Raw genomic sequence first — 21,998 nt, 5'->3', positions numbered from 1 at the left:
CCTGGCTTCGGGCGGGCCAAATTCGATGGCTGCGTGGTGCGGGTGGTGGGAGCATTCCCGCATGACGATCTTCGGGCCCGTGCTGGACGTCCGCCCCCTGTTCCGCCAGGAGCGGCAGGAGTTGCTCGCGCTGCTCCGGTCGCTGAGCGCTGCGGACTGGGCGCGGGAAACGGTGTGCCCGGGTTGGGACGTGCACGACGTGGTCGGGCACGTCCTGAACGACTACCTGCGGCGGATCTCGGGAAGCCGGGACGGCTTCGCCGGGGCGACCTTCGCCAACGACGAGACCCTGCCCGGCTACTTGGCCCGCACCAACGACGAATTCGTCCGAGCCGCGCGGCAGTGCAGCCCCGAGCTCATGATCGGGCTGCTGGCGCACCTCGGTCCGGAGCTGGATAGGCTCTGGGGGACCTTCGACCTCACCGCACCGGCCGCGTTGGACGTGTCCTGGGCCGGCCCCGGTCCGAGCCCGGCCTGGTTGGACATCGCTCGGGACTACACCGAATTCTGGGTGCACCAGCAGCAGATCAGGGACGCGGTGGGGCGACCGGGTGCCGACCAACCCGAACTGGTGCACCCCGTGCTGGACACGTTCGTGCGCGCACTGCCCCACGCGCTGCGCGAAGTCGCCCGCCCGCACGGCACCGCAGTCCGCGTCGTCGTTCCCGGGCCTTCCGGCGGAACCTGGCACGCGGTGTCCGACGACGGCCGCTGGCGAATGGCCGGCGACGAGGCGGAGCCCGTGGGTGGAACAGCGGCCACGATCACCATGCGGCCGGACGACCTCTGGCGGCTCGCCACCCGCGGAATCACCGTCGCCGAAGCCCGCCGACGAGCGGATGCGCAAGGCGACCACGCCCTGATCGACGCGGCGACAGCGCTCCTCGCGATAGTCGCCTGAACCGGATCACGCCTTCAGGGCCGCTCGGACGATGGCAAGGGCCTCGTCGGCGGGGATGCCCAGGGCGTGGGTGATCTGGGCGTAGGTCGCCGCCGCTTCCGCGGCTCGGGCCGCCGCCTGGTTTCCCGCGTCCGAGACGAAAGTGCCTGCGCGGCCCCGGGTTTCGAGCAGGCCCGCCTGCTCCAGTTCCCGGTAGGCCTTCGCCGCCGTGTTGGCCGCGATGCCCAGGTCGGCCGCCAGGGCGCGGACCGTCGGCAGCTTGGTGCCCACCGGGAGTTCGCCGCTGTTGATCTGCTCCGCGATCGTCGACCGCACCTGTTCGAAGGGCGGCACGTCCGAGCTGGGGTCAACGCTGATCCGCATGGTTCTCCCGGGTCGAGTCTGCTCGGGCCAGTATCCGCCCTCGTCCTACGTGGACTCCCGGCCGGGTTTCCGGAAGGCGTCGAGCAGCTGTTCCGCCGCCAGGCTCGCGGTGAGTTCGCCCGCCCGCACCCGGGTTTCCACGTCGCCGACGATCGCGCGCACCGCCGGGTGGCGGGTGAGTTCCGACATCAGCTGGTCGCGCACCAGGGCCCAGGTCCACTCGACCTGCTGGCGGCTGCGCTTGTCGGCCAGCTCGCCGGCCTCGTCCAGCGCCGCCCGGTGCTGCTCGATCTGCTCCCACACCGTGTCCAGCCCGAGCCCCTGCAGGCCGCTGCAGGTCAGCACCGGCGGCGTCCACGCGGCGCTGACCGGGGTGAGCAGGCGCAGCGCGCCGCGGAGCTCGCGGGCCGCCTTGCGGGCCTCGGCGGCGTGGTCGCCGTCGGCCTTGTTGACCGCGATGACGTCCGCCAGCTCCAGCACGCCCTTCTTGATGCCCTGCAGCTGGTCGCCGGTGCGGGCGAGGGTGAGCAGCAGGAAGCAGTCCACCATGCCCGCGACCGTCACCTCGGACTGGCCGACGCCGACGGTTTCCACCAGCACGACGTCGAATCCGGCCGCCTCCATCAGCACGATCGTCTCGCGCGTCGCGCGCGCGACGCCGCCGAGCGTGCCCGCCGACGGCGACGGCCGCACGAACGCGGCGGGGTCGCTGGCCAGCCGGCCCATCCGGGTCTTGTCGCCGAGGATGCTGCCGCCGCTGCGGGTCGACGACGGGTCGACCGCGAGCACCGCGACGCGATGCCCCGCCGCGGTCAGCATCGAGCCCAGCGCCTCGATGAACGTCGACTTGCCCACCCCGGGCACGCCGGTGATGCCGACGCGGTGCGCGCCGCCGCTGTGCGGGAGCAGCTCGACGAGCAGTTCCTGCGCCAGCGCGCGGTGGTCGGCGCGGGTGGATTCGACGAGCGTGATCGCCTGCGCCAGCTTGGTGCGGGAACCGGCGAGCACGCCCTTGGCGTAGTCCTGGACGTCGATCTGTCGCGGCATGATCAGTGGTCGAGTCGGGTGCGGAGTTCTTCGAGCAGGCCCAGCGCGGCGTCGGCGATCACGGTGCCGGGCGGGAAGATCGCGCTGGCCCCGGCCTGCCGGAGGGCGTCGAAGTCGGCGGGCGGGATGACCCCGCCGACGACGACCATGATGTCCTCCCGGCCCAGCTCGGCCAGCTCGTCGCGCAGCGCGGGCACCAGGGTCAGGTGCCCGGCGGCGAGGCTGGAGACGCCGACGATGTGCACGTCCGACTCGGCTGCCTGGCGGGCCACCTCGGCCGGGGTCTGGAACAGCGGGCCCACGTCGACGTCGAAGCCGAGGTCGGCGAACGCGGTCGCGATCACCTTCTGGCCGCGGTCGTGGCCGTCCTGCCCCATCTTCGCGACCAGGATGCGCGGTCGGCGGCCTTCGGCCTCGGCGAAGTCCACCACCTGCCTGCGGGCCGCCTCCAGCTGCTCCGACGGCCCCGACTCGTCCCGGTACACGCCGGTGATCGTACGGATCTGCCCGGAGTGGCGGCCGAAGACCTTCTCCAGCGCATCGGAGATCTCGCCGACGGTCGCCTTCTCCCGCGCCGCGTCCACGGCCAGCGTCAGCAGGTTGTGCGCCATGTCGTTGGGGCGCTCAGTCGGCTGCGCCGAATCGGAAAGGGACGCCTCGGCCGCCGCGGTGAGCCGGCGCAGCGCGTCCTCGCAGGCCGCGCTGTCGCGCTCTTCGCGCAGCCGCCGCAGCTTCTCCAGCTGCTGCGCGCGGACCCCGGCGTTGTCCACTTTGAGCACGTCGATCTGCTCGTCGCCGTCGTAGCGGTACTTGTTGACGCCGATCAGCGGCTGCCGCCCGGAGTCGATGCGGGCCTGGGTGCGGGCCGCGGCCTCCTCGATGCGCAGCTTGGGGATGCCGGCGTCGATGGCCTGGGCCATGCCGCCCGCGTCCTCGACCTCGGCGATGTGCGCCCAGGCGCGCTCGGCGAGGTCCTTGGTGAGGCGCTCCAGGTAGTAGCTGCCGCCCCACGGGTCGATCACCCGCGTGGTCCCGGATTCCTGCTGCAGCAGCAGCTGCGTGTTGCGGGCGATGCGCGCGGAGAAGTCGGTGGGCAGCGCCAGCGCCTCGTCGAGCGCGTTGGTGTGCAGCGACTGGGTGTGGCCCTGGGTGGCGGCCATCGCCTCGACGCAGGTGCGCGCCACGTTGTTGTAGACGTCCTGGGCGGTCAGCGACCAGCCGGAGGTCTGCGAATGGGTGCGCAGCGACAGCGATTTCGGGTTCTTCGGCTCGAAGGTCTGCACCAGCTTCGACCACAGCAGCCGCGCCGCGCGCAGCTTTGCGACCTCCATCGCGAAGTTCATCCCGATGCCCCAGAAGAACGACAGCCGGGGCGCGAAGGCGTCGATGTCCAGCCCGGCCTGCCGCCCGGCGCGCAGGTATTCGACGCCGTCCGCGAGGGTGTAGGCCAGCTCCAGGTCGGCGGTCGCCCCGGCTTCCTGGATGTGGTAGCCGGAGATGGAGATGGAGTTGAACTTCGGCATCCGCTGCGAGGTGTAGGCGAAGATGTCGGAGATGATCCGCATCGACGGCTGCGGCGGGTAGATGTAGGTGTTGCGGACCATGAACTCCTTGAGGATGTCGTTCTGGATGGTCCCGGCCAGCTTCTCCGGCGCGACGCCCTGCTCCTCGGCGGCGACGATGTAAAGCGCCATCACCGGCAGCACCGCACCGTTCATGGTCATCGACACGCTCATCCGGTCCAGCGGGATGCCGTCGAAGAGCTGGCGCATGTCGAAGATCGAGTCGATCGCGACCCCGGCCATGCCGACGTCGCCCGCGACGCGCGGGTGGTCGGAGTCGTAGCCGCGGTGGGTGGCGAGGTCGAACGCCACCGACAGGCCCTTCTGGCCGGCGGCCAGGTTGCGGCGGTAGAAGGCGTTGGACTCGTCGGCGGTGGAGAACCCGGCGTACTGCCGCACCGTCCACGGCTGGTTGACGTACATCGTCGGGTACGGCCCGCGCAGGAACGGCGCCAAACCCGGGTAGGTGTGCGGGAATTCGAGCCCCTCGACGTCGGCCGAGGTGTAGAGCGGCTTGATGCCGATGCCCTCTGGCGCCTCCCAGACCAGCGCGTCGGCCGCCTTGCCGGTGGCGGCGAGGATCTCGGCCTGCCACCGAGCCGGGTCGGCGGCGGGCGGGGCATCCAGCGGGATGCCGGCGAAGTTCGGGATCTGTGTCATCGGCCCACTCCCAGCTTCTCGTGGACGTCGGTGAGGACGGCCAGCGCATCGCACCCGGCGAAGAGGAACCCGTCGACGCCCTCCGGCGGCGGATCGCCCGGCTTTCCGGCCAGCAGCACGTGCTTCGCCCCGGCCTGCTTGAGCGCGGCGGCGGTTTCCGCGGCGCGCTCGGCGTAAACCTTGTCGCTGGAGCAAAGGCAGACCACCGGCGTGCCGGCGTACGCCGCCAGAACGTCATCGGTGGACTCGGTTGCTCCGGCGTCGGTGCTCTCGATGCCGCCCGCGGCGAAAAGGTTCCGCGCGAACGAGGCGCGCGCGTTGTGCGCGGCGAGCGAGCCGAGCGTCGCGAGGAACACCGCGGGGCGGCTGCCGGTCTCGGCGAGCCGCGCGTCGGCGGCGTCGCGCAGCCGCTCGAAGTCCTCGGCGTAGCGGTGCACCGGGAGGCCGCCCGAAGGCTGCTGCGGTGCGGGCTCGCGCTCCAGCGGCGCCTCGTCCAGGTTCGGGAACTCGCTGACGCCGGTGATCGCGTCCGCGCGGTGCGCGATCGCCGCCCGGCGCTCCTCCCACGTGGCCGAGAGCCGCTCGGCGACGAGGCCGGATTCCAGCGCGGCGGGCAGCCCGCCCGCGGCCTCGATCTCCTGGAACCACTGCCAGGCGGCCTGCGCCAGCTCGTCGGTCAGCGACTCGACGTACCAGGAGCCGCCCGCCGGGTCGATCACCTGCGCCAGGTGCGATTCCTCCAGCAGCAGGGACTGCGTGTTGCGGGCGATGCGGCGGGCGAAGCCGTCCGGCAGGCCGATCGCGGCGTCGAACGGCAGCGCGGTGACCGCCTGCGCGCCGCCCATCCCGGCGGCGAAGGTCGCGATCGTGGTGCGCAGCATGTTCACCCACGGGTCGCGCCTGGTCAGCATGGCCGCCGACGTCACGGCGTGCTGCGTCTGCGCCCGCGTCGGCTCCGACGCGCCGCAGGCGCGGGTCACCTGCTCCCACAGCCGCCGCGCGGCGCGCAGCTTGGCGATGCCGAGGAACTGGTCGGCGTTGGTGGCGTAGCGGAACTCCAGCAGCCCGGCGGCGGTGTCGACGTCGAGCCCGGCCTCGGTCAGCCACCGCAGGTAGGTCGTGCCCGCGGCGAGCGAGCAGCCGAGCTCCTGCGCGTCCGAGCCGCCCGCGTCGTGGTACGGCAACCCGTCCACGACCAGCGCCTTCAACTCCGGGAACTCCGTCGCGCAGCGGCGCGCCAACCGCACCGCGCCGTCCCGGTCGCCGGGGCGCCCGGTCCGGGCCTGCACGCCCAGCGGGTCGGCGCCGAGGTTGCCGCTGAGCGCGCTGCCGCGCACGTCCTGCTCGGCAGCCACGACCAGGAAAGCCTCGGCTGCGGCGCCGAAGTCCTCGCCCGCGTCCAGGGCCACGCCGATCATGTCCAGGTGGACGCCTTCCAGCGCGTCCGCGAGGTCGTCGACGGCCAGCCCGCCGGAACCGAGCCGGAGCCACAGCGACGACACGCCGTTGTAGAGGTCGGCCAGGATTTCCCGGTTGGTTTCGGCGGCATCCGGGTTCTCGTGCCGCTGCCGCACGTCCCAGCCCTCGGCGACGCTGCCCTGCGGGCGGCTGCCGCGCACGAACGGCGCCAGCCCGGGCGAGCCGGCCTCGGGCGGCCCCTCGGTGTAGAGGGGGTGCACGGCTATGCCGTCGTAGGTCGTCGAGGCGAGCACGTCCTCCACCGGACCGGCCGGGGCCTGCTCGCCGATCAGCCCGGATCGCTGCAGCACCTTCTTGACCTGAGACCGCCACTGCTCGCGGTCCACGGGTGTGGCGGAGGAGAGGTCCGGCCCGCCGCCGCTCGACATCGAGTGCGCCACCATGGAGGTGAGATTAGCCGAGTGCCCGGTTCTGGGAATACCCCTGATCTGTGAATCAGGTCGCAAGACAACCTAGCGGCGATTCACTTAGCGGCTTGGTGCGGTAGTCCGGCGGCGGTCCGGTCAGTCCCATTCCCAGGCGATCCCGGGGGTGCCTCGCGGCACGTCGCGGGTCGCGAGGTGCACCGACGTCAGCGCTCGTAGATTTCGCGACGGTGGCCGACCGCGACCACCACGACAACGAGGCGTCCATCTTCGACGCGGTAGATCACCCGGAAATCCGAGACCCGGATCCGCAGGTAACCGGAAACGCCCTTGAGTGCGATGGCCCCGGCGGGGCGCGGATTTGCGGCGAGCTGATCGATCGCGACCTGCAGCCGTCGCCGGATCGGCTTGTCCAGCTTGGCCAGGGTCTTCAGGGCGTCGCGGGTGATCTCGATCTGGTAGGTCACCGATCCCGCTCCAAGGCGACGATCGCCGCTTCCCAGGAAACCGTCCCCGACTCTTCCGCCTCAGCGACGCGGCGCGCCCAGTGCGCGTCTTCCTCGGCTTCCCAGTGCTCGGCGACGTCCGCTGCCACCAGCGCGGCAACCCGCTTGCCCCGATGGGTCAGGTAGACGTACTGCCCCTCGCTCGCCAGCTCGATGTAGGTCGGCAGCTGAGCGCGGGCAGACGAGACGTTGACTTCGATGGCGGCGCTGTCGTCCATGTGTACAGCTTCGACGCTCATGCGCGAATTGTACAGTCGGTACAAGTAGTTGATCGATCACCCTCGGTCACGGTCGGCGGCCGCAGAGGTGGTAGACCCAGCCGGATTCCGGGGTGTAGTGCAGCTCGTAGTGGGTCTCGATCTTCGGGCCGTCGTGCAGGTGGACGTGCCGCAGCAGCCGTCCCGCGACCGCCTCCGAGTCGCGCAGGTCCTGGATCCGGCCGTCCAGCGGCCCGCCGACGAAGCGCACGTTCCGGTTCGCCATGACACCCCTCCTCCCGCACGTGCCTCAATGGTCCCCGATCGCAGGTCCCGAACACCAGCACGTGAACCGGCGTGCCTCCCACAGCCTGGGTTCGGCCACCCCGGGTCACTCCGGCCCGAGCTGAGCAGGGACGATGGGTGACTGATGAAGCTCACCGACCAGCTCCCCGCCCTGACGACCGACACCCCGGACCCCGACGCGCTGCTCGACGCGTTCGTGTCCTGGACCACCGACCAGGGCATCGAGCTCTACCCGGCGCAGGAAGAAGCGCTGATGGAGGTCGTGACCGGGGCGAACCTGATCCTGAGCACGCCGACCGGCTCCGGCAAGAGCCTGGTCGCCACCGGGGCGCACTTCACCGCGCTGGCCGCGGGCAAGCGCAGCTTCTACACCGCGCCGATCAAGGCTCTCGTGTCGGAGAAGTTCTTCTCGCTGGTGGACGTCTTCGGCGCCGAGAACGTCGGCATGATGACCGGCGACAGCAGCGTCAACGCCGACGCCCCGATCATCTGCTGCACCGCGGAGATCCTGGCCAACATCGCGCTGCGCGACGGCGACCGCGCCGACGTGGACCAGGTCGTGATGGATGAGTTCCACTTCTACTCCGAGCCCGACCGCGGCTGGGCGTGGCAGGTGCCGCTGCTGGAGCTGCCGCGCACCCAGTTCGTGCTGATGTCCGCCACGCTCGGCGATGTCACCTTCTTCCAGGAGGACCTGACCCGGCGCACCGGCCGGGAGACCGCCGTGGTCACCTCGGCGGAGCGGCCGATCCCGCTGTCCTTCCGCTACGCCAAGACGCCGCTGCACGAGACGATCGAGGAGCTGCTGGCCGGGCAGCAGTCCCCGGTGTACGTCGTCTACTTCAACCAGGCCTCCGCGCTGGAGCAGGCGCAGGCGCTGATGAGCGTCAAGGTCGCCTCCCGCGAGCAGCGCGACCGGATCGCCGAGGCGATCGGCGAATTCCGGTTCACCGCCGGGTTCGGCAAGACCCTCTCCCGGCTGGTGCGGCACGGCATCGGCGTGCACCACGCCGGGATGCTGCCGAAGTACCGGCGGCTGGTCGAGCAGCTCGCGCAGGCCGGGCTGCTCAAGGTCATCTGCGGCACCGACACCCTCGGGGTGGGCATCAACGTGCCGATCCGCACCGTGCTGATCACCGGGCTGACCAAGTACGACGGGGTCCGCACCCGGCACCTGAAGGCGCGTGAGTTCCACCAGATCGCCGGTCGCGCCGGCCGCGCCGGATACGACACCGCCGGCTACGTGGTGGTGCAGGCGCCCGAGCACGAGATCGAGAACGAGCGGGCGATGGCCAAGGCCGGCGACGACCCGAAGAAGAAGCGCAAGCTGGTGCGCAAGAAGGCGCCCGAGGGCTTCGTGTCCTGGAGCGAGAAGACCTTCGAGAAGCTGGTGGCCGCGGAGCCGGAGCCGCTGCGGTCCAGCTTCAACGTCAACCACGCGATGCTGCTCAACGTCATCAACCGGCCCTCCAACGGTCGGCACAGTGATGCCTTCACTGCTATGTCTCACCTGCTGACGGACAACCACGAGGACCGGCCGACGCAGCGCCGCCACATCCTGCGGGCCATCGCGATCTACCGCGCGCTGCTGTCCGCCGGCGTGGTCGAGCAGCTCGACGAGCCCGACGAGCAGGGCCGCCGGGTGCGGCTGACCGTGGACCTGCAGTTCGACTTCGCGCTCAACCAGCCGCTCTCGCCGTTCGCGCTGGCCGCGATCGAGCTGCTGGACACCGAGTCGCCGGGCTACCCGCTGGACGTGCTGTCGGTGATCGAGTCCACTCTGGACGATCCGCGGCAGGTGCTCTCGCAGCAGCAGTTCAAGGCGCGCGGCGAGGCCGTGTCGCAGATGAAGGCCGATGGCATCGAGTACGACGAGCGGATGGAGCTGCTGGAGGAGATCACCCACCCGAAGCCGCTGGCCGAGCTGCTGGAAGCCGCCTACGAGACCTACCGCAAGGGACATCCGTGGGTCGGCGAGCACGAGCTGTCGCCGAAGTCCGTGGCCCGCGACATGTTCGAGCGGGCGATGAACTTCGTCGAGTTCGTCAACTTCTACGGGCTGGCCCGCTCCGAGGGCCTGGTGCTGCGCTACCTGGCCGACGTCTACAAGGCATTGCGGCACACGGTGCCCGACGACGCCAAGACCGAGGAGCTCACCGACATCATCGAGTGGCTCGGCGAGCTGGTCCGGCAGGTCGACTCCAGCCTGCTCGACGAGTGGGAGAAGCTGCGCCATCCGGGCGCGGAGCCGGCGGTCGTCGCGGTGGACGAGGGCCCGGAGCGGATCACGTTGAACAAGCGGGCCTTCCGGGTGCAGGTGCGCAACGCGCTGTTCCGCCGCGTGGAGCTCGCGGCCCGGCGCCGCTACGACGAGCTCGGCGAGCTCGACGGCGACAGCGGCTGGGACGCCGACGCGTGGGCCGACGCGCTGGAGGAGTACTTCGAGCAGCACGAGGAGATCGGCGCAGGTCCGGACGCGCGCGGCCCGGCGCTGCTGCTGATCACCGAGGAGCCGGAGCGCTGGCTGGTCCGGCAGATCTTCGCCGACCCGGACGAGGACCATGACTGGGGCATCAGCGCCGAGGTCGACCTCGCCGCGTCCGACGAGGCCGGCGGCGCGGTCATCCGGATCACCGACGTCAACCAGCTCTGACGGAATGCGACCGTTCCGGCGGTCGCGGAGCACCCCGGTCTGCCCTACCATCCCGGCGGGATCACCCAGAACGTCGCCGAAGGGAGCCGGGCATGCCGCAGACCATCGCAGTCGGAGTGGACGGATCGGACGAGTCGGTGCGGGCATTGCGCTGGGCCGCCAACCAGATCCGCGAGGTCGGCGGCATCGCCCACGCGATCATGGTCTGGCACCAGCCGGTCCAATTCGGATATCGTCTGCCGACCCCGGACACCGAGCTGGAAGAGCGGGCGAACAAGGCGTTGAACACCGCCGTGACGGCGGTCCAGGCCGATTTCCCCGACGTGGACCTGCGATCCCGGCTCATCCGCGGGCACGTGGTCGACGAGCTGGTCGGGCTGTCCAAGCAGGCCGACCTGCTGGTGGTGGGCAACAAGGGGCACGGCGCCTTCACCGGCATGCTGGTCGGGTCGGTGGCGTTGAAGCTCGTGCACCACGCGGCCTGCCCGGTGGTCGTCGTCCGCTGACGACAGCCGGCCCCGCCGACAAGTGGAGACGGGTGGGCATGCAGCAGGCCGAGGACATCACGCTGTTCGGGCTCAGTGGTTGGCGGTGGCTCAACCCGCCGGTGAACTGGTTGTCCTACGGTGGTCTGACGGTGACCGCCGACTCCGGCACGGACTTCTGGCGGACGACGCACTACGGATTCGTGCGCGACAGCGGGCACGCCCTGCTGCGGCCGGTGGGACCGCGGTTCAAGCTGACGACCCGCCTGTTCGGCGACTACCGCGAGCAGTACGACCAGGCCGGGCTGCTGCTGCGGCTGGACGAGCGCAACTGGATCAAGGCGGGCATCGAGCTGGTCGACGGCGAGCAGCTGCTCAGCGCCGTGGTGACCCGCGACGTCTCGGACTGGAGCGTGGTGCCGCTGGAGGCGGTGTGCGGGCCGGTCGAGTCGATCACGCTGGAACTGGAGCGGGCGGGCGACACCGTGACGGTCCGCTACGCCGCCGACGGCAGCGAGCCGAAGGCCGTGCTGCGGGTGGCGTACTTCCCGCCGGACCTCCCGGCCGAGGCCGGCCCGATGTGCGCCTCGCCGGACGGCGCGGGCTTCGCGATCCGCTTCACCGAGGTGTCCCTGGCGGAGGACTGATCAGCGTTCCGCGGTGAGGAAGTCGCCGAAGCGCGTCAGGCCGCGTCCCCGGAGGTCAGGGCGCGGCCGAACCGGTCAGCGGCGGCGCCAGGCGCGTTCGCCGAGCAGGCGCAGGCCGTTGAGGCCCACGATGATCGTCGAGCCCTCGTGGCCCGCCACGCCCAGCGGCAGCGGCAGGTTCCCGACCAGGTCCCACACCACCAGCACCGCGATGAAGGTGCCCGCGATGACGAGGTTCTGCTTGACCAGGCGGCGGGCCCGGCGGGACAGGTCCACGACCTTCGGCACCGCGCCCAGCTCGTCGCGGACGATCACCACGTCCGCCGTTTGCAGCGTGAGATCGGAGCCGGTGCGACCCATGGCCACCCCGCAGTGCGCGGCGGCCAGCGCGGGCGCGTCGTTGACGCCGTCGCCCAGCACCATCGTCCGCCGCCCGGATTCCCGCACGGCCGCAACCTTGTCCGCGGGCAGCAGGTCCGCGCGCACGTCGCCGATGCCGACTTCGGCCGCGACCCGGACGGCCGCGTGCTTGTTGTCGCCGGTGAGCAGCACCGGCTCCGCGCCGGTCAGTTGCCGCAGCCCGCGCACCGCTTCGGCAGCGTCCGGGCGCAGCCGATCGGCGATCTCGAGCACTCCGGCGGGGGAGCCGTCGACGGTCACCAGCACCGCGGTGTGGCCCGCGGTTTCCGAATCTGCGGCGATGTCCGAGCCGCGCGGGCTGGTGACCGTCACGTCGCGTCCGTCCACTGTGGCCGATACGCCGAACCCCGGCGTGGCCCGGAAGTCCTCGGCGGCCGGGATGGCAAGGCCCCTTTCGTGCGCCGCCGCGACGATCGCGCGCGCCAGCGGGTGTTCGCTGAGGTGCTCGGCGCCGGCCGCCAGCGCGAGGAGCTCGTCGGCGTCGTGGTCGTCGGCCGGGGCGACCCGCACCACGCGCGGCGTGCCTTCGGTGAGGGTGCCGGTCTTGTCCAGCGCGACCAGCTCGACCTCGCCGAGTCGTTCCATCGCCACGGCCGACTTCACCAGCACGCCGTGCCGTCCGGCGTTGGCGATCGCCGACAGCAGCGGCGGCATCGTCGCCAGCACCACGGCGCACGGCGAGGCGACGATCATGAACGTCATCGCGCGCAGCAGGGCGCCCTCCAGATCGTCGCCGAACAGCAGCGGAATCCCGAAGACCGCGAGCGTGGCCGCCACGACGCCGATGGAGTACCGCTGCTCGATCTTCTCGATGAACAGCTGCGTCGGCGCCTTCGCCTCGCTGGCCTCGGCGACCAGCGCCACGATGCGCGCGATCACCGATTCCGAGGCGTCCTTCGCGACGCGCACCCGCAGTGCGCCGGTGCCGTTGAGGGTGCCGGCGAACACCTCGTCGCCCGGCCGTTTCGCCGTCGGCAGCGGCTCGCCGGTGATGGTCGCCTGGTCGACGTCGCTGGTGCCTTCGAGCACCTCGCCGTCGGCGCCGATCCGCTCGCCGGGTCGCACCACGATCACGTCGCCGACCTGCAGCTTCGCCGTGTCGACGGTCTCCTCGGCACCGTCGCGCACCCGCACCGCGGTCTCCGGCGCGAGGTCGAGCAGGCTGCGCACGGAGTCCTCGGTGCGGGCGGTGGCGTAGGCCTCCAGGGCGCCGGAGGTGGCGAAGATGACGATCAGCAGCGCGCCGTCGGTGATCTGCCCGATCGCGGCGGCGCCGATGGCCGCGACGATCATCAGCAGGTCCACGTCCAGCGTCTTCTCGCGCAGCGCCTGCAGCCCGGCGAGGCATGGTTCCCAGCCGCCGGTGGCGTAGCAGACCAGGTACAGCGTCCAGTAAAGCCCGGCGGGGCCGCCGGAGAGTTGCACGGCGAGGCCGAGCAGGAACGCCGCCAGCGCCGCGGCGGCCCACCGCGCTTCCGGGAGCGCGAACAGGCCGCGCCGGGTGCTCGGCGGCTCGGGTATCGGCGTGGTCGTGCGGTCGGTGACGGCGGTCATCGCGAGCAGCCCTCCGGAGTCGGTTGCGGTCCGGGCGAGCACAATACATGAACGTCTGATCAATCGTTCATATGTGCCAGAACGTTAGACTCCCGGACATGGGGCATGTGGTCAAGCGCGATGTCACGCCGACTGCGCGGCTGGACGCGGCGTCGGCCGCCTCGGTCGCGGAGACCCTGCAGGCCCTGGCCGCGCCGTCGCGCCTGCTGATCCTCAGCGAACTGCGCCAGCGCGCGATGGCGGTGGGCGAACTGGCGGAGGCGGTGGGCATGGAGCAGTCGGCGGTCTCGCACCAGCTGCGCCTGCTGCGCTCCCTCGGCCTCGTCGTCGGGAACCGCTCCGGCCGAAGCGTGGTCTACTCGCTGTACGACAACCACGTCGCCCAGCTGCTCGACGAGGCCGTTTACCACATCGAACACCTGCGCCTGGGGCTGTCGGACTGACCGGTCGGGCCGCCAGGTCGACGAGATCGGACCCGTGATCCGCTTCGCCCGCTGATCCCGCCGGCCGGCTAGGCGTCGGGGCGCGGGTTTTCCGGCGGTCTCGCCCAACCCTTGTCGGATGGGAGTCTCGCTCGTACTATCGCCAAGCCGCCTGGCGAGACATTAGTGCCATCAGGCGGTACGACTAGGCGACAAGGGAGTCCCATGAGCACGCCAACCGGGCAACGCCCGCTGTTTCAGCCTCGGGTGATCTCAGCGGCGGTCTTCGGCACCACGGTGGAGTGGTACGACTTCGCGCTGTACGCGACAGCCGCATCGCTGGTGTTCAACAAGCTGTACTTCCCCGGCGGCGACCCGCTGGTGGGGACGATCGCGGCCTTCGGCACGTTCGCCATCGGTTTTCTCGGGCGCCCGCTCGGCGGCGCCTACTTCGGCGAACTGGGCGACCGCAAGGGCCGCAAGCACGTACTCGTCGTCACGCTGCTGCTGATGGGGATCGCCACCACCGGGATCGGGCTGCTGCCCACTTACGGCGCGATCGGCGTCGCGGCCCCGGTTTTGCTGACGCTCCTGCGATTCCTCCAGGGCTTCGCGGCCGGTGGCGAGAAGACGGGCGCTCTGATCCTGCTGTTCGAGAACGCGCCGCCGCGCTGGCGCGGGTTGCTCTCCAGCCTCCCGGCCATCGGCACGGGTACGGGAACGCTGCTGTCGACGGGTGCGATGGCGCTGGCCTCGACGACGCTTTCCGGGCAGGCGTTCCTGGACTGGGGTTGGCGGATCCCGTTCCTGCTCAGCGCGGTGCTGACGTTGTTCGGGTTGTGGGTCCGCAGGTCGCTGGACGAGACCGATGATTTCCAGCAGGAGTTGAAGCGCCTGGCGGCCGAGCGGCCGGAGCGTGCCGGGAAGGAGCCGCTGCGGCGGCGGCTGGCGGCGAGCCGGTTCGTGGAGTCGTGGCGGAAGTACCCCAAGGAGATGGTCATCGTCATCTGCGCCGGGGCCGCGGAGAATTGCGGGTACTACGTCTTCGGCACCTTTTCCGTTGCGTACGCGGCGGATTCCGGCCTGGTCACCGGTCCGCTGCTCACCGGGATCATGGCCGTTTCCGTTGTGAAGCTCGTATCCGTGCCCCTGTTCGGGGCGCTCTCCGACCGCTGGGGAAGGCGTCCGGTCAGCATCCTGGGCGCGCTGGTGATGGCGGCGGCCTGCTACCCCTTCTTCCGCATGGTCGACACCGAGCAGGCCTGGCTGATCTGGTTGGCGCTGCTGCTGACCCTCGGGATCGGGCAGTCGGCCATCCTGGGGTCTCAGCCGGCCTTCTTCGCGGAGCTGTTCGGCACCAGGGTGCGATTCACGGCCGTGGGCGTCGCCAACAACATCGGCACGGTCCTCACCGGCGGGATGGCCCCGTTGCTCGCCAGTGCTCTGCTGCTGTGGTTCGACCACAGCATCGCCGGTGTTGTCATCTTCCTGTTGCTGACCTGCGGCATCACCGTCGTCACCGTCGCGCTTGCACGCGAGACGAGAGAACGCGAAGGCGTTCGTGCCCACGCCGAGGACAAGGTCGGTTAGGGCGTGGTCTCCGTGCGGAATCCGCACTGCTGCCGGCTTGTTTCAACGGGGAAGGCGAGTGTCGCAGAATGGTATGATTGTGCTACTAGATGGTCCAAAGTGATATCCGAAGGCAAGGAACGGCCGATGCAGAGCTCAGCAGGAGAAGGCGGCGAGGGAGTGCGCAGCGTGCTGCGCGCACTGGATCTGCTGGCGCTTTTCGATGATTCCCACCGTTCGCGCAGCATGCGGGAGCTGATCGACGCCACGGGGCTGCCGAAGTCCACAGTGGTCCGCCTGGTCGCCACGCTGGAGCAGCGCGGGCTGCTCTGGTCTCGTGGGGACGGTCGTCTCACCCCGGGTGGCGGGCTGCTGCGCTGGGCGCAGCTCGCGCAGGATGCCTGGCAGCTGCCGCCCGAGGCGGTCGAATGCCTGCGCGTCCTGTCGGTCGAGGCGGGTGGCGAATCCTCGCGCATCTACATCCGGCAGGGCATCTCGCGAGTGTGCGTCGCTCAGCACGAGGGGACTCAGCAGCTGCGCCACGTGGTGCGCATCGGTGCGGCGATGCCCTTGTGGGCGGGCGCGTCCGGGCACGTGCTGCTCAGCGGAGGCGCGGCCCAGGACCTGCACCGCGCGGCGCTGGCCGCCGGGCGCGGCCCGGATTTCGAAGCGGTCCTGGCCGAACGGGTGCGCCGGGCCGGCGACCAGGGCTGGGCGGTCAGCCACGGCGAGCGCGAGGACGGCGTGTCCGCGGTGGCGGCGCCCATCACCGATGCGGCCGACCGGGTCGTCGCCGCGGTGGGCCTCGGCGGCCCCACCACCCGCTTCACCGAGGAACGCGTCAGCGCGTTCGTGCCCGTTCTGACGAAGGCGGCCGAGCGGCTGTCGGATCTGCAATTCATCGGAGGTACCGCGTGAGCGAACAGCTCTCCCCGCGTCCCGCCAACCTGCTCGCCGGCGTCCGCGTGCTGGACCTGACCAACGTGCTGGCCGGGCCCTTCGCGGCGTACCAGCTGGCGCTGCTGGGAGCGGATGTCGTCAAGGTGGAGATCCCCGGTGCCGGCGATCTCGCCAGGCGGCTGGGTGCGGACCCGGCGCTGAACGAGGACGGCCTTGGTGCCTCCTTCCTGGCGCAGAACAGCGGGAAGCGTTCGTTGACGGTCAACCTCAAGTCGCCGCGCGGGCGCGAGGTCCTGCTTCGCGCCGTGCGGCAGGCCGACGTGCTCGTGGAGAACTTCCGCCCCGGCGTCCTGGATCGGCTCGGGCTCGGCTGGGACGTGCTGCGGGAAGCCAACCGAGGGCTGGTGTGCTGCTCGATCTCCGGTTTCGGTCAGGACGGCCCGCTGCGCGACCGGCCCGCGTACGACCAGATCGTGCAGGGCCTGTCCGGGATGATGAGCGTGACCGGCACGCCCGAAACCGGGCCGCTGCGCGCGGGCTACCCGGTCGCCGACACCCTCGGCGGCATGGCCGCCGCGTTCTCCATCGCCTCGGCGATCGTGCACCGCGACCGCACCGGCGAGGGCGTCCGGCTCGACGTTTCCATGCTGGAGGCGGCGCTGACCGCCATGGGCTGGGTCGTCTCCAACCAGCTGATCGCCGGCCAGGAGCCGGTCCCCATGGGCAACGACAACTTCACCGCGGCGCCGTCGGGAACGTTCGCCACCGCCGATGGCATGCTCAACATCGCAGCCAACGAACAGCGCCAGTTCACCGCGCTGTGCCGGATCCTGGAACGCCCGGAACTGGCCGAGGACCCGCGTTTCGCCGAACGCGCGGCGCGCAAGACGAACCGCCACGAGCTGACCGCGGAGCTCGAGAAGGCCCTCGCCGCACGGACCGCGCCGGAATGGGAGCGGCTGCTGGCCTCCGCCGGGGTTCCAGCGGCATGCGTGCTGACCGTCCCGGAAGCGCTGGCCCACGAGCAGATCGCCGCCCGGGACTTCGTCCACGAGCTGCCCTTCCCCGGCAGCCCGGGGCGCGAGCTGCGCGTGCTCGGCAGCCCGATCCACGTCCGGGGCGCTGCGCCCGGGCCGCAGGCCCCACCACCGCTGCTCGGCGAACACACCGACGATCTGCTCGCCGAACTCGGCTACGGCGTCGAGGAAATCGCCGAGCTGCGCGAAGGAGGAGCGGTATGAACACCCCTGCCTTCGACACCGCAGAGGAGTACGAGGACAAGGTCACCGGCTGGTGGCGCACCGGCGTCAGCCGCATCCGGCCGGGGGAGATCCTGCTCCGCGGTTACCCCGTCGAGCAGCTGATCGGCCAGCTGTCCTTCGCCGACACGATTTGGCTGATGCTGCGCGGCGAACTCCCCACCGCGGCCCAGCGCCGGTTGCTGGAGGCCGCGCTGGTCGCGGCCGTCGACCACGGGCCCCAAGCGCCGTCCATCGCCGCGGCCCGGATGGCGGCCACCTGCGGACTCGGCCTGAACAACGCCGTCGCCACCGGGGTGAACCTGCTCGGCGACGTGCACGGCGGAGCCGGTCAGCAATGCATGCAGGTCCTGGCAGATCTCGAACAAGCCGCATCCCAGGGCGCCGATCTGGACGCGGCGGCCGAACGACTCGTGGCCGACTACCGCGCCGACCGCCGCCACGTTCCCGGATTCGGTCACCGGTTCCACCCGCGCGATCCACGCCGCGACCCGCTGCTGGCGCTGGTGGAGGAGGCCGTGACGACCGGGGAAGTTCCCGGCCGGGCACTGCGCGCCGGAACAGCCCTGGAACGCGCGTTGTCCCAGGGCCGCAGCCGCCCCGTCCCGATGAACATCGACGGCGCGACCGCCATCATCTACCGCGAGCTCGGGTTCCCGCCCGAACTCGGCAGGGGGCTGTTCGTCCTCTCCCGCAGCGTCGGCATCCTCTCCCACGCCTGGGAGGAGAAGTCCCAGAACACCCGCATCAAAGGCCCGCTGCCGCGCCCCCTGCTGCCCGCCTACGACGGCCCCGCTCCCCGCGATCTGGGCCCGCGGCACGCCTGACACCTCAGTTCAGGCCGATGATCTGGCCGTGGTCGTCGATGTCGATCGCCTCCGCCGCCGGGTGGGAGCCCAGACCCGGCATCGTCCGCATCTCGCCGCAGATCGGGTAGATGAAGCCCGCACCCACAGAGGCCCTGACCTCCCGGACCGGGAGGGTCCAGCCCGTCGGGGCGCCGAGCAGCGCCGGGTCCGAGCTCAGCGACAGGTGCGTCTTGGCGATGCACACCGGCAGGTCGCCGAAGCCGTTCGCCTCGTAGCCGTCCAGGGCGCGGGCCGCCGCCGGCAGGTACGACACGCCGTCCGCGCCGTACACCTTCGTCGCGATCGTTTCGATCTTCGCCCGCAGGTCCGCCGAATCCGGGTACAGCAGCTGGAAGCCGTTCGGCTCCTCGGCCGCCGCGACCACCGCTTCGGCCAGCTCCACCGCTCCCTTGCCGCCCTCCAGGAAGTGGTTGCTGATCGCGACGCGCGCGCCCTCCGCCTCGGCGACCTGCCGGATCGCCTCGTGCTCGCTGTGGTAATCGGTCGGGAACGCGTTGATCGCCACCACCGGCGACACCCCGTGCAGGCGGATGTTGTCGATCTGCTTGCGCAGGTTCGCCGCCCCGGCCAGCACGTCGTCGGGGTTCTCCGCGAGCATCGCCGCGGGCAGCGGCTTGCCCGCAACCACCTTGTAGCGCCCGGAGTGCGCCTTCAGCGCGCGCACCGTCGCCACCAGCACCGCCGCGTCCGGGCGCAGGCCCGACGTGCGGCACTTGATGTTGAAGAACCGCTCCGCGCCCATGTCGGCGCCGAATCCCGCTTCGGTGACCACGTAGTCCGCGCAGCGGCTGGCGATCCGGTCGGCCACCACCGACGAGTTGCCGTGCGCGATGTTGCCGAACGGCCCCGCGTGCACCAGCACCGGCGTGTTCTCGGTGGTCTGCATCAGGTTCGGCTTGATCGCCTCGCGCATGATCACCGTCATCGCGCCGGCCGCCCGCAGCTGCTCGGCGCTGACCGGCGAGCCGTCGCGGGTGTAGCCGACGACGATGCGGCCCAGCCGTCGCCGCATGTCCTGCAGCGACGTGGAAAGCGCGAGCACCGCCATCACCTCGCTGGCCGCCGTGATGTCGAAGCCGGTCTGCCGCGGCGTGCCGTCGAGCCGGCCGCCCAGGCCCGTGACGATGTTGCGCAGGTCCCGGTCGTTGACGTCCAGCACCCGCCGCCAGGTGATCCGGTTCGGGTCGATGCCCAGCGAATTCCCCTTGTCCAGGTGGTTGTCCAGCATCGCGGCCAGCAGGTTGTGCGCCGCGGTGACCGCGTGCATGTCGCCGGTGAGGTGCAGGTTCAGCGCCTCCATCGGCACCACCTGGCTGTAGCCGCCGCCCGCGGCGCCGCCCTTGATGCCGAACGTCGGGCCCATCGACGGCTGCCGGATCGCCACCGCGGACCGCTTGCCGAGGTGCCGCAGCGCCTGGCCGAGCCCCACTGTCGTGGTGGTCTTGCCCTCGCCCAGCGGGGTGGGCGTGATGGCCGAGACCACGACGTAGCGCGCGGTCGGCCGCTCGGGCAGCTCGTCGAGGGCGTCCAGCGAGATCTTCGCCGCGCTGTGCCCGTAGGGTTCGAGCAGGTGCGCGCCGATGCCCAGCTGCGCCGCGACTTCCTCCAGCGGCAGCAGCGCGGTGGCCCGGGAGATGTCCAAATCGGACGGAATGTTCATGCGGGGACCTCCCGTAGTCTGGCGACCAGGTCGTGGCGCCATTGCAGGGTCTTCGCGATCTCGTTGAACGTGAAGAAGTGCCAGCCCGCGATGCCGAGGGACGGGTCGGCGAGGTAGGGGGACAGCTCGCCGAGCAGTTCCTCGGGCGTGTAGCGGGTGAGCAGCTTCGACACCACGCCGTGCTGCTTGCGCAGGAAGCGCATCGACTCGCCGAGCCCGATCTTCAGCGAGATCCGGAGCAGCCGGTGCGCGTCCACCACGCCCGGCACCCCGATGTGGATCGGCAGCGCCAGGCCGCGGGCCCGCACGGCCGTCATCCAGGCCGCCACGGTGTGCGGGTCGTAGCAGATCTGCGAGACGACGTAGTCGGCGTAGCGGGACTTCTCGGCCATCGCGCGGATCGTCGAGGCGTCGGAGATGAACGCGTGCCGCTCGGGGTAGCCGGTGATGCCCACTCGCGCGGGCCTCCTGCCCAGCTCGTCCATCGCGCGCAGCAGCGCCAACGCGTCCGGGAAGCCGCCGCGCGGCTCGGGGGAGTCACCGGCCACCACGAACACCTCGGACAACCCGAGCCCGTCCGCGCGGTCCAGCAGCGCGGTCAGGTGCGCGGTGTCGGCGATCAGGCGGGCGGCCAGGTGCGGCACCGCGCGCAGGCCGCGGCCGACCAGCTGGGCGGCGACGTCGAGCGTCGCCTCGGTGCCCTTCGACGGGGAGGCGGTGACGGTCACGGTCGTCCCGGCCGGCAGCAGCTCGGCCTGCTCGACCGCGCCGCGCAGCGGCAGCACCTCGAACCGGGCGTTCATCAGGTACTGCTCCAGCAGCTCGGCGTTGGCGTCCATCGCGATCACCTCCCCGTCACGCCGTCCGGACGAGTTTTTTCGGGATGTCCTTGGTGGGATCCAGGAACGGCTTCTCCACCACCACCGCTTCCTGCGGGCCGTGCTGGGTGTCCACCACCAGCTCGGTGCCCAGCTCGTGGTAGGCGATCGGCACCATCGCGTAGCCGATGTTGCGCTCCAGCCGCGGCGAGTAGCAGGCCGAGGTGACCTCGCCGATGCGCAGGCCGTGCGGGTCGTGCACGTCGAAGGTGTCGATCATCGCGCCGTCGTTGAACGAACCCACGCTCGGGCCGCCGATCTCGACGCCCACGAGCTTGCGGCTGATGCCCTCGTCCTTGATCCGCCGCAGGGCGGCCTTGCCGATGAAGTCGGCCTCCTGGTCGAGGTCGACCATCCAGGTCTTCTCGAAGCCGTAGCCCACCTCGAACGGGTTCGTGTCGTAGGTGATGTCGCAGCCCCAGGACAGGATGCCGGCCTCGATGCGCCGGATGTGGCACGGCCCGATCACCTTCAGGTCGTGCGGTTTCCCGGCCTCCCAGATTGCGTCCCACAGCTTCACGCCGTCGCGGCTCGCGTCGTGCAGGTAGATCTCGTAGCCGAGCTCGGCGGTGTAGCCGGTGCGCGACACCACCACCCGCATGCCGTCGAGCTCGCGGTCGACGGCGTAGTAGTAGGGAACGTCCAAGATGGACTCGCCGAACAGGTCGACCAGCACGTCCCGCGACTTCGGCCCCTGGATCTGCACCGGCCCGACGTCCGGCTCCCGGATCTGCACGTCCATCCCCAGGTTGTGCGCCAGGCCCTTCGCCCACAGCAGCACGTCGCTGTCGGCCAGCGACAGCCAGAAGTGGTTCTCGCCGAGCCGCAGCAGCACCGGGTCGTTGATGATGCCGCCGTCCTCGGCGGTGACGAACACGTACTTGCACTGCCCGACCTTGCACTTGGTCAGGTCTCGCGGCACGAGCATGTTGGTGAACTCGAACGCGTCGGGTCCGGTGATCTCCACCTGCCGCTCGACGCCGACGTCCCACAGCGTCACGCCTTCCAGCAGCGCCCAGTACTCGCCGATCGGGTCGCCGTAGTGGCGGGCGTGGTAGGTGTGGTTGTACACGCTGTAGAGGCCGACACCGTGCCGCCGCGAGGCGTAGAAGAACGGCGACTTGCGCAGGCGCGGGTAGAGCAGGACGCCGGGGTTCGGGTTGATGCTCATGACTGGTTCCTCCGTGACTGGTTCGTGGTCGTTTTGCTTGGCGGTGCGGGTGGCGGAACCTCAGGCGGCGTCTCGCTGTGGGATCCCCGACTCATGTATGTCCGATACACCACGCCGGGGCTGTC

At 70.9% G+C, this 21,998-nt stretch carries 20 protein-coding genes; 9 read left to right on the top strand and 11 right to left on the bottom strand.

What is annotated here, in order from left to right; all coding sequences use genetic code 11:
- Positions 1 to 61 precede the first annotated feature (61 nt).
- Positions 62 to 901 (top strand): maleylpyruvate isomerase family mycothiol-dependent enzyme, encoded by an 840-nt coding sequence (locus tag BLW84_RS03765; protein WP_093261301.1) that lies wholly within the window; start codon positions 62 to 64, stop codon positions 899 to 901.
- Positions 902 to 907: 6 nt separating this feature from the next.
- On the opposite strand, the gene BLW84_RS03760 is transcribed toward BLW84_RS03765, so the two are convergent.
- The 7 genes from BLW84_RS03760 to BLW84_RS03730 form a co-directional block, all read right to left on the bottom strand.
- Complete coding sequence (locus tag BLW84_RS03760; protein WP_093261299.1) at positions 908 to 1,264, bottom strand: GntR family transcriptional regulator; 357 nt, start codon at positions 1,262 to 1,264, stop codon at positions 908 to 910.
- A 45-nt stretch (positions 1,265 to 1,309) separates the two neighbouring features.
- Positions 1,310 to 2,311 carry a methylmalonyl Co-A mutase-associated GTPase MeaB gene (gene meaB / locus BLW84_RS03755; RefSeq protein WP_093261297.1) on the bottom strand — a complete coding sequence of 334 codons (1,002 nt, stop codon included), beginning with the start codon at positions 2,309 to 2,311 and terminating at the stop codon, positions 1,310 to 1,312.
- Positions 2,312 to 2,313: 2 nt separating this feature from the next.
- A complete protein-coding gene (gene scpA / locus BLW84_RS03750) occupies positions 2,314 to 4,533 on the bottom strand; it encodes a methylmalonyl-CoA mutase (protein WP_093261295.1) in 2,220 nt (739 codons plus the stop codon).
- Positions 4,530 to 6,395, bottom strand: a complete 1,866-nt coding sequence (locus tag BLW84_RS03745; RefSeq protein ID WP_093261293.1) for a methylmalonyl-CoA mutase family protein — start codon at positions 6,393 to 6,395, stop codon at positions 4,530 to 4,532. The genes scpA and BLW84_RS03745 overlap by 4 nt, the downstream gene beginning before the upstream one ends.
- Positions 6,396 to 6,583: 188 nt before the next feature.
- The gene (locus BLW84_RS03740; protein ID WP_093261291.1) at positions 6,584 to 6,844 is read right to left on the bottom strand and encodes a type II toxin-antitoxin system RelE family toxin; all 261 of its coding nucleotides are present in this window, start codon (positions 6,842 to 6,844) and stop codon (positions 6,584 to 6,586) included.
- A complete protein-coding gene (locus BLW84_RS03735) occupies positions 6,841 to 7,122 on the bottom strand; it encodes a type II toxin-antitoxin system Phd/YefM family antitoxin (RefSeq protein ID WP_093261289.1) in 282 nt (93 codons plus the stop codon). The genes BLW84_RS03740 and BLW84_RS03735 overlap by 4 nt, the downstream gene beginning before the upstream one ends.
- A 46-nt stretch (positions 7,123 to 7,168) precedes the next feature.
- On the bottom strand, positions 7,169 to 7,366 hold the full coding sequence (locus BLW84_RS03730; protein WP_093261286.1) for a hypothetical protein: 198 nt from the start codon (positions 7,364 to 7,366) through the stop codon (positions 7,169 to 7,171).
- Positions 7,367 to 7,510: 144 nt separating this feature from the next.
- Between BLW84_RS03730 and BLW84_RS03725 the strand changes: the two genes are divergently transcribed.
- The 3 genes from BLW84_RS03725 to BLW84_RS03715 all read left to right on the top strand — a co-directional run bounded on the left by BLW84_RS03725 (position 7,511) and on the right by BLW84_RS03715 (position 11,171).
- Positions 7,511 to 10,039 (top strand): DEAD/DEAH box helicase, encoded by a 2,529-nt coding sequence (locus tag BLW84_RS03725; protein ID WP_093261284.1) that lies wholly within the window; start codon positions 7,511 to 7,513, stop codon positions 10,037 to 10,039.
- A 92-nt stretch (positions 10,040 to 10,131) separates the two neighbouring features.
- On the top strand, positions 10,132 to 10,545 hold the full coding sequence (locus BLW84_RS03720; protein ID WP_093261282.1) for a universal stress protein: 414 nt from the start codon (positions 10,132 to 10,134) through the stop codon (positions 10,543 to 10,545).
- 38 nt (positions 10,546 to 10,583) lie between these two features.
- Positions 10,584 to 11,171, top strand: coding sequence for a DUF1349 domain-containing protein (locus BLW84_RS03715; RefSeq protein ID WP_093261709.1), 588 nt, complete (start codon positions 10,584 to 10,586; stop codon positions 11,169 to 11,171).
- Between the two features lie 75 nt (positions 11,172 to 11,246).
- On the opposite strand, the gene BLW84_RS03710 is transcribed toward BLW84_RS03715, so the two are convergent.
- Entirely contained in the window at positions 11,247 to 13,145 is a 1,899-nt protein-coding gene (locus BLW84_RS03710) for a heavy metal translocating P-type ATPase (RefSeq protein ID WP_093261707.1), read from the bottom strand.
- A 98-nt stretch (positions 13,146 to 13,243) separates the two neighbouring features.
- Between BLW84_RS03710 and BLW84_RS03705 the strand changes: the two genes are divergently transcribed.
- The 5 genes from BLW84_RS03705 to BLW84_RS03685 all read left to right on the top strand — a co-directional run bounded on the left by BLW84_RS03705 (position 13,244) and on the right by BLW84_RS03685 (position 18,122).
- Positions 13,244 to 13,588 carry an ArsR/SmtB family transcription factor gene (locus BLW84_RS03705; protein WP_093261280.1) on the top strand — a complete coding sequence of 115 codons (345 nt, stop codon included), beginning with the start codon at positions 13,244 to 13,246 and terminating at the stop codon, positions 13,586 to 13,588.
- A 204-nt stretch (positions 13,589 to 13,792) separates the two neighbouring features.
- Positions 13,793 to 15,157: an MFS transporter gene (locus tag BLW84_RS03700; protein WP_093261279.1), complete on the top strand. Its 1,365-nt coding sequence runs from the start codon at positions 13,793 to 13,795 to the stop codon at positions 15,155 to 15,157.
- A 126-nt stretch (positions 15,158 to 15,283) separates the two neighbouring features.
- Positions 15,284 to 16,054 carry an IclR family transcriptional regulator gene (locus BLW84_RS03695; RefSeq protein WP_093261277.1) on the top strand — a complete coding sequence of 257 codons (771 nt, stop codon included), beginning with the start codon at positions 15,284 to 15,286 and terminating at the stop codon, positions 16,052 to 16,054.
- A complete protein-coding gene (locus tag BLW84_RS03690) occupies positions 16,051 to 17,277 on the top strand; it encodes a CaiB/BaiF CoA transferase family protein (RefSeq protein WP_093261275.1) in 1,227 nt (408 codons plus the stop codon). Before BLW84_RS03695 ends, BLW84_RS03690 begins: the two co-directional genes overlap by 4 nt.
- Positions 17,274 to 18,122 (top strand): citryl-CoA lyase, encoded by an 849-nt coding sequence (locus BLW84_RS03685; protein WP_093261273.1) that lies wholly within the window; start codon positions 17,274 to 17,276, stop codon positions 18,120 to 18,122. The genes BLW84_RS03690 and BLW84_RS03685 overlap by 4 nt, the downstream gene beginning before the upstream one ends.
- 4 nt (positions 18,123 to 18,126) lie before the next feature.
- Here the strand turns inward: BLW84_RS03685 and BLW84_RS03680 are convergent, their stop codons facing one another.
- Genes BLW84_RS03680 through BLW84_RS03670 form a run of 3 tightly spaced genes read right to left on the bottom strand, consistent with a single transcriptional unit; the run spans position 18,127 to position 21,873 of the window.
- Complete coding sequence (locus BLW84_RS03680) at positions 18,127 to 19,824, bottom strand: formate--tetrahydrofolate ligase (RefSeq protein ID WP_093261272.1); 1,698 nt, start codon at positions 19,822 to 19,824, stop codon at positions 18,127 to 18,129.
- Positions 19,821 to 20,663: a methylenetetrahydrofolate reductase gene (locus BLW84_RS03675; protein WP_093261706.1), complete on the bottom strand. Its 843-nt coding sequence runs from the start codon at positions 20,661 to 20,663 to the stop codon at positions 19,821 to 19,823. Before BLW84_RS03675 ends, BLW84_RS03680 begins: the two co-directional genes overlap by 4 nt.
- A 16-nt stretch (positions 20,664 to 20,679) precedes the next feature.
- Positions 20,680 to 21,873, bottom strand: coding sequence for a glycine cleavage T C-terminal barrel domain-containing protein (locus BLW84_RS03670; RefSeq protein WP_093261270.1), 1,194 nt, complete (start codon positions 21,871 to 21,873; stop codon positions 20,680 to 20,682).
- Positions 21,874 to 21,998: the final 125 nt, after the last annotated feature.

The organism is Saccharopolyspora shandongensis, assembly GCF_900106995.1.
Classification (GTDB): domain Bacteria; phylum Actinomycetota; class Actinomycetes; order Mycobacteriales; family Pseudonocardiaceae; genus Saccharopolyspora; species Saccharopolyspora shandongensis.
This window is presented reverse-complemented; position numbering and strand designations above follow the sequence as displayed.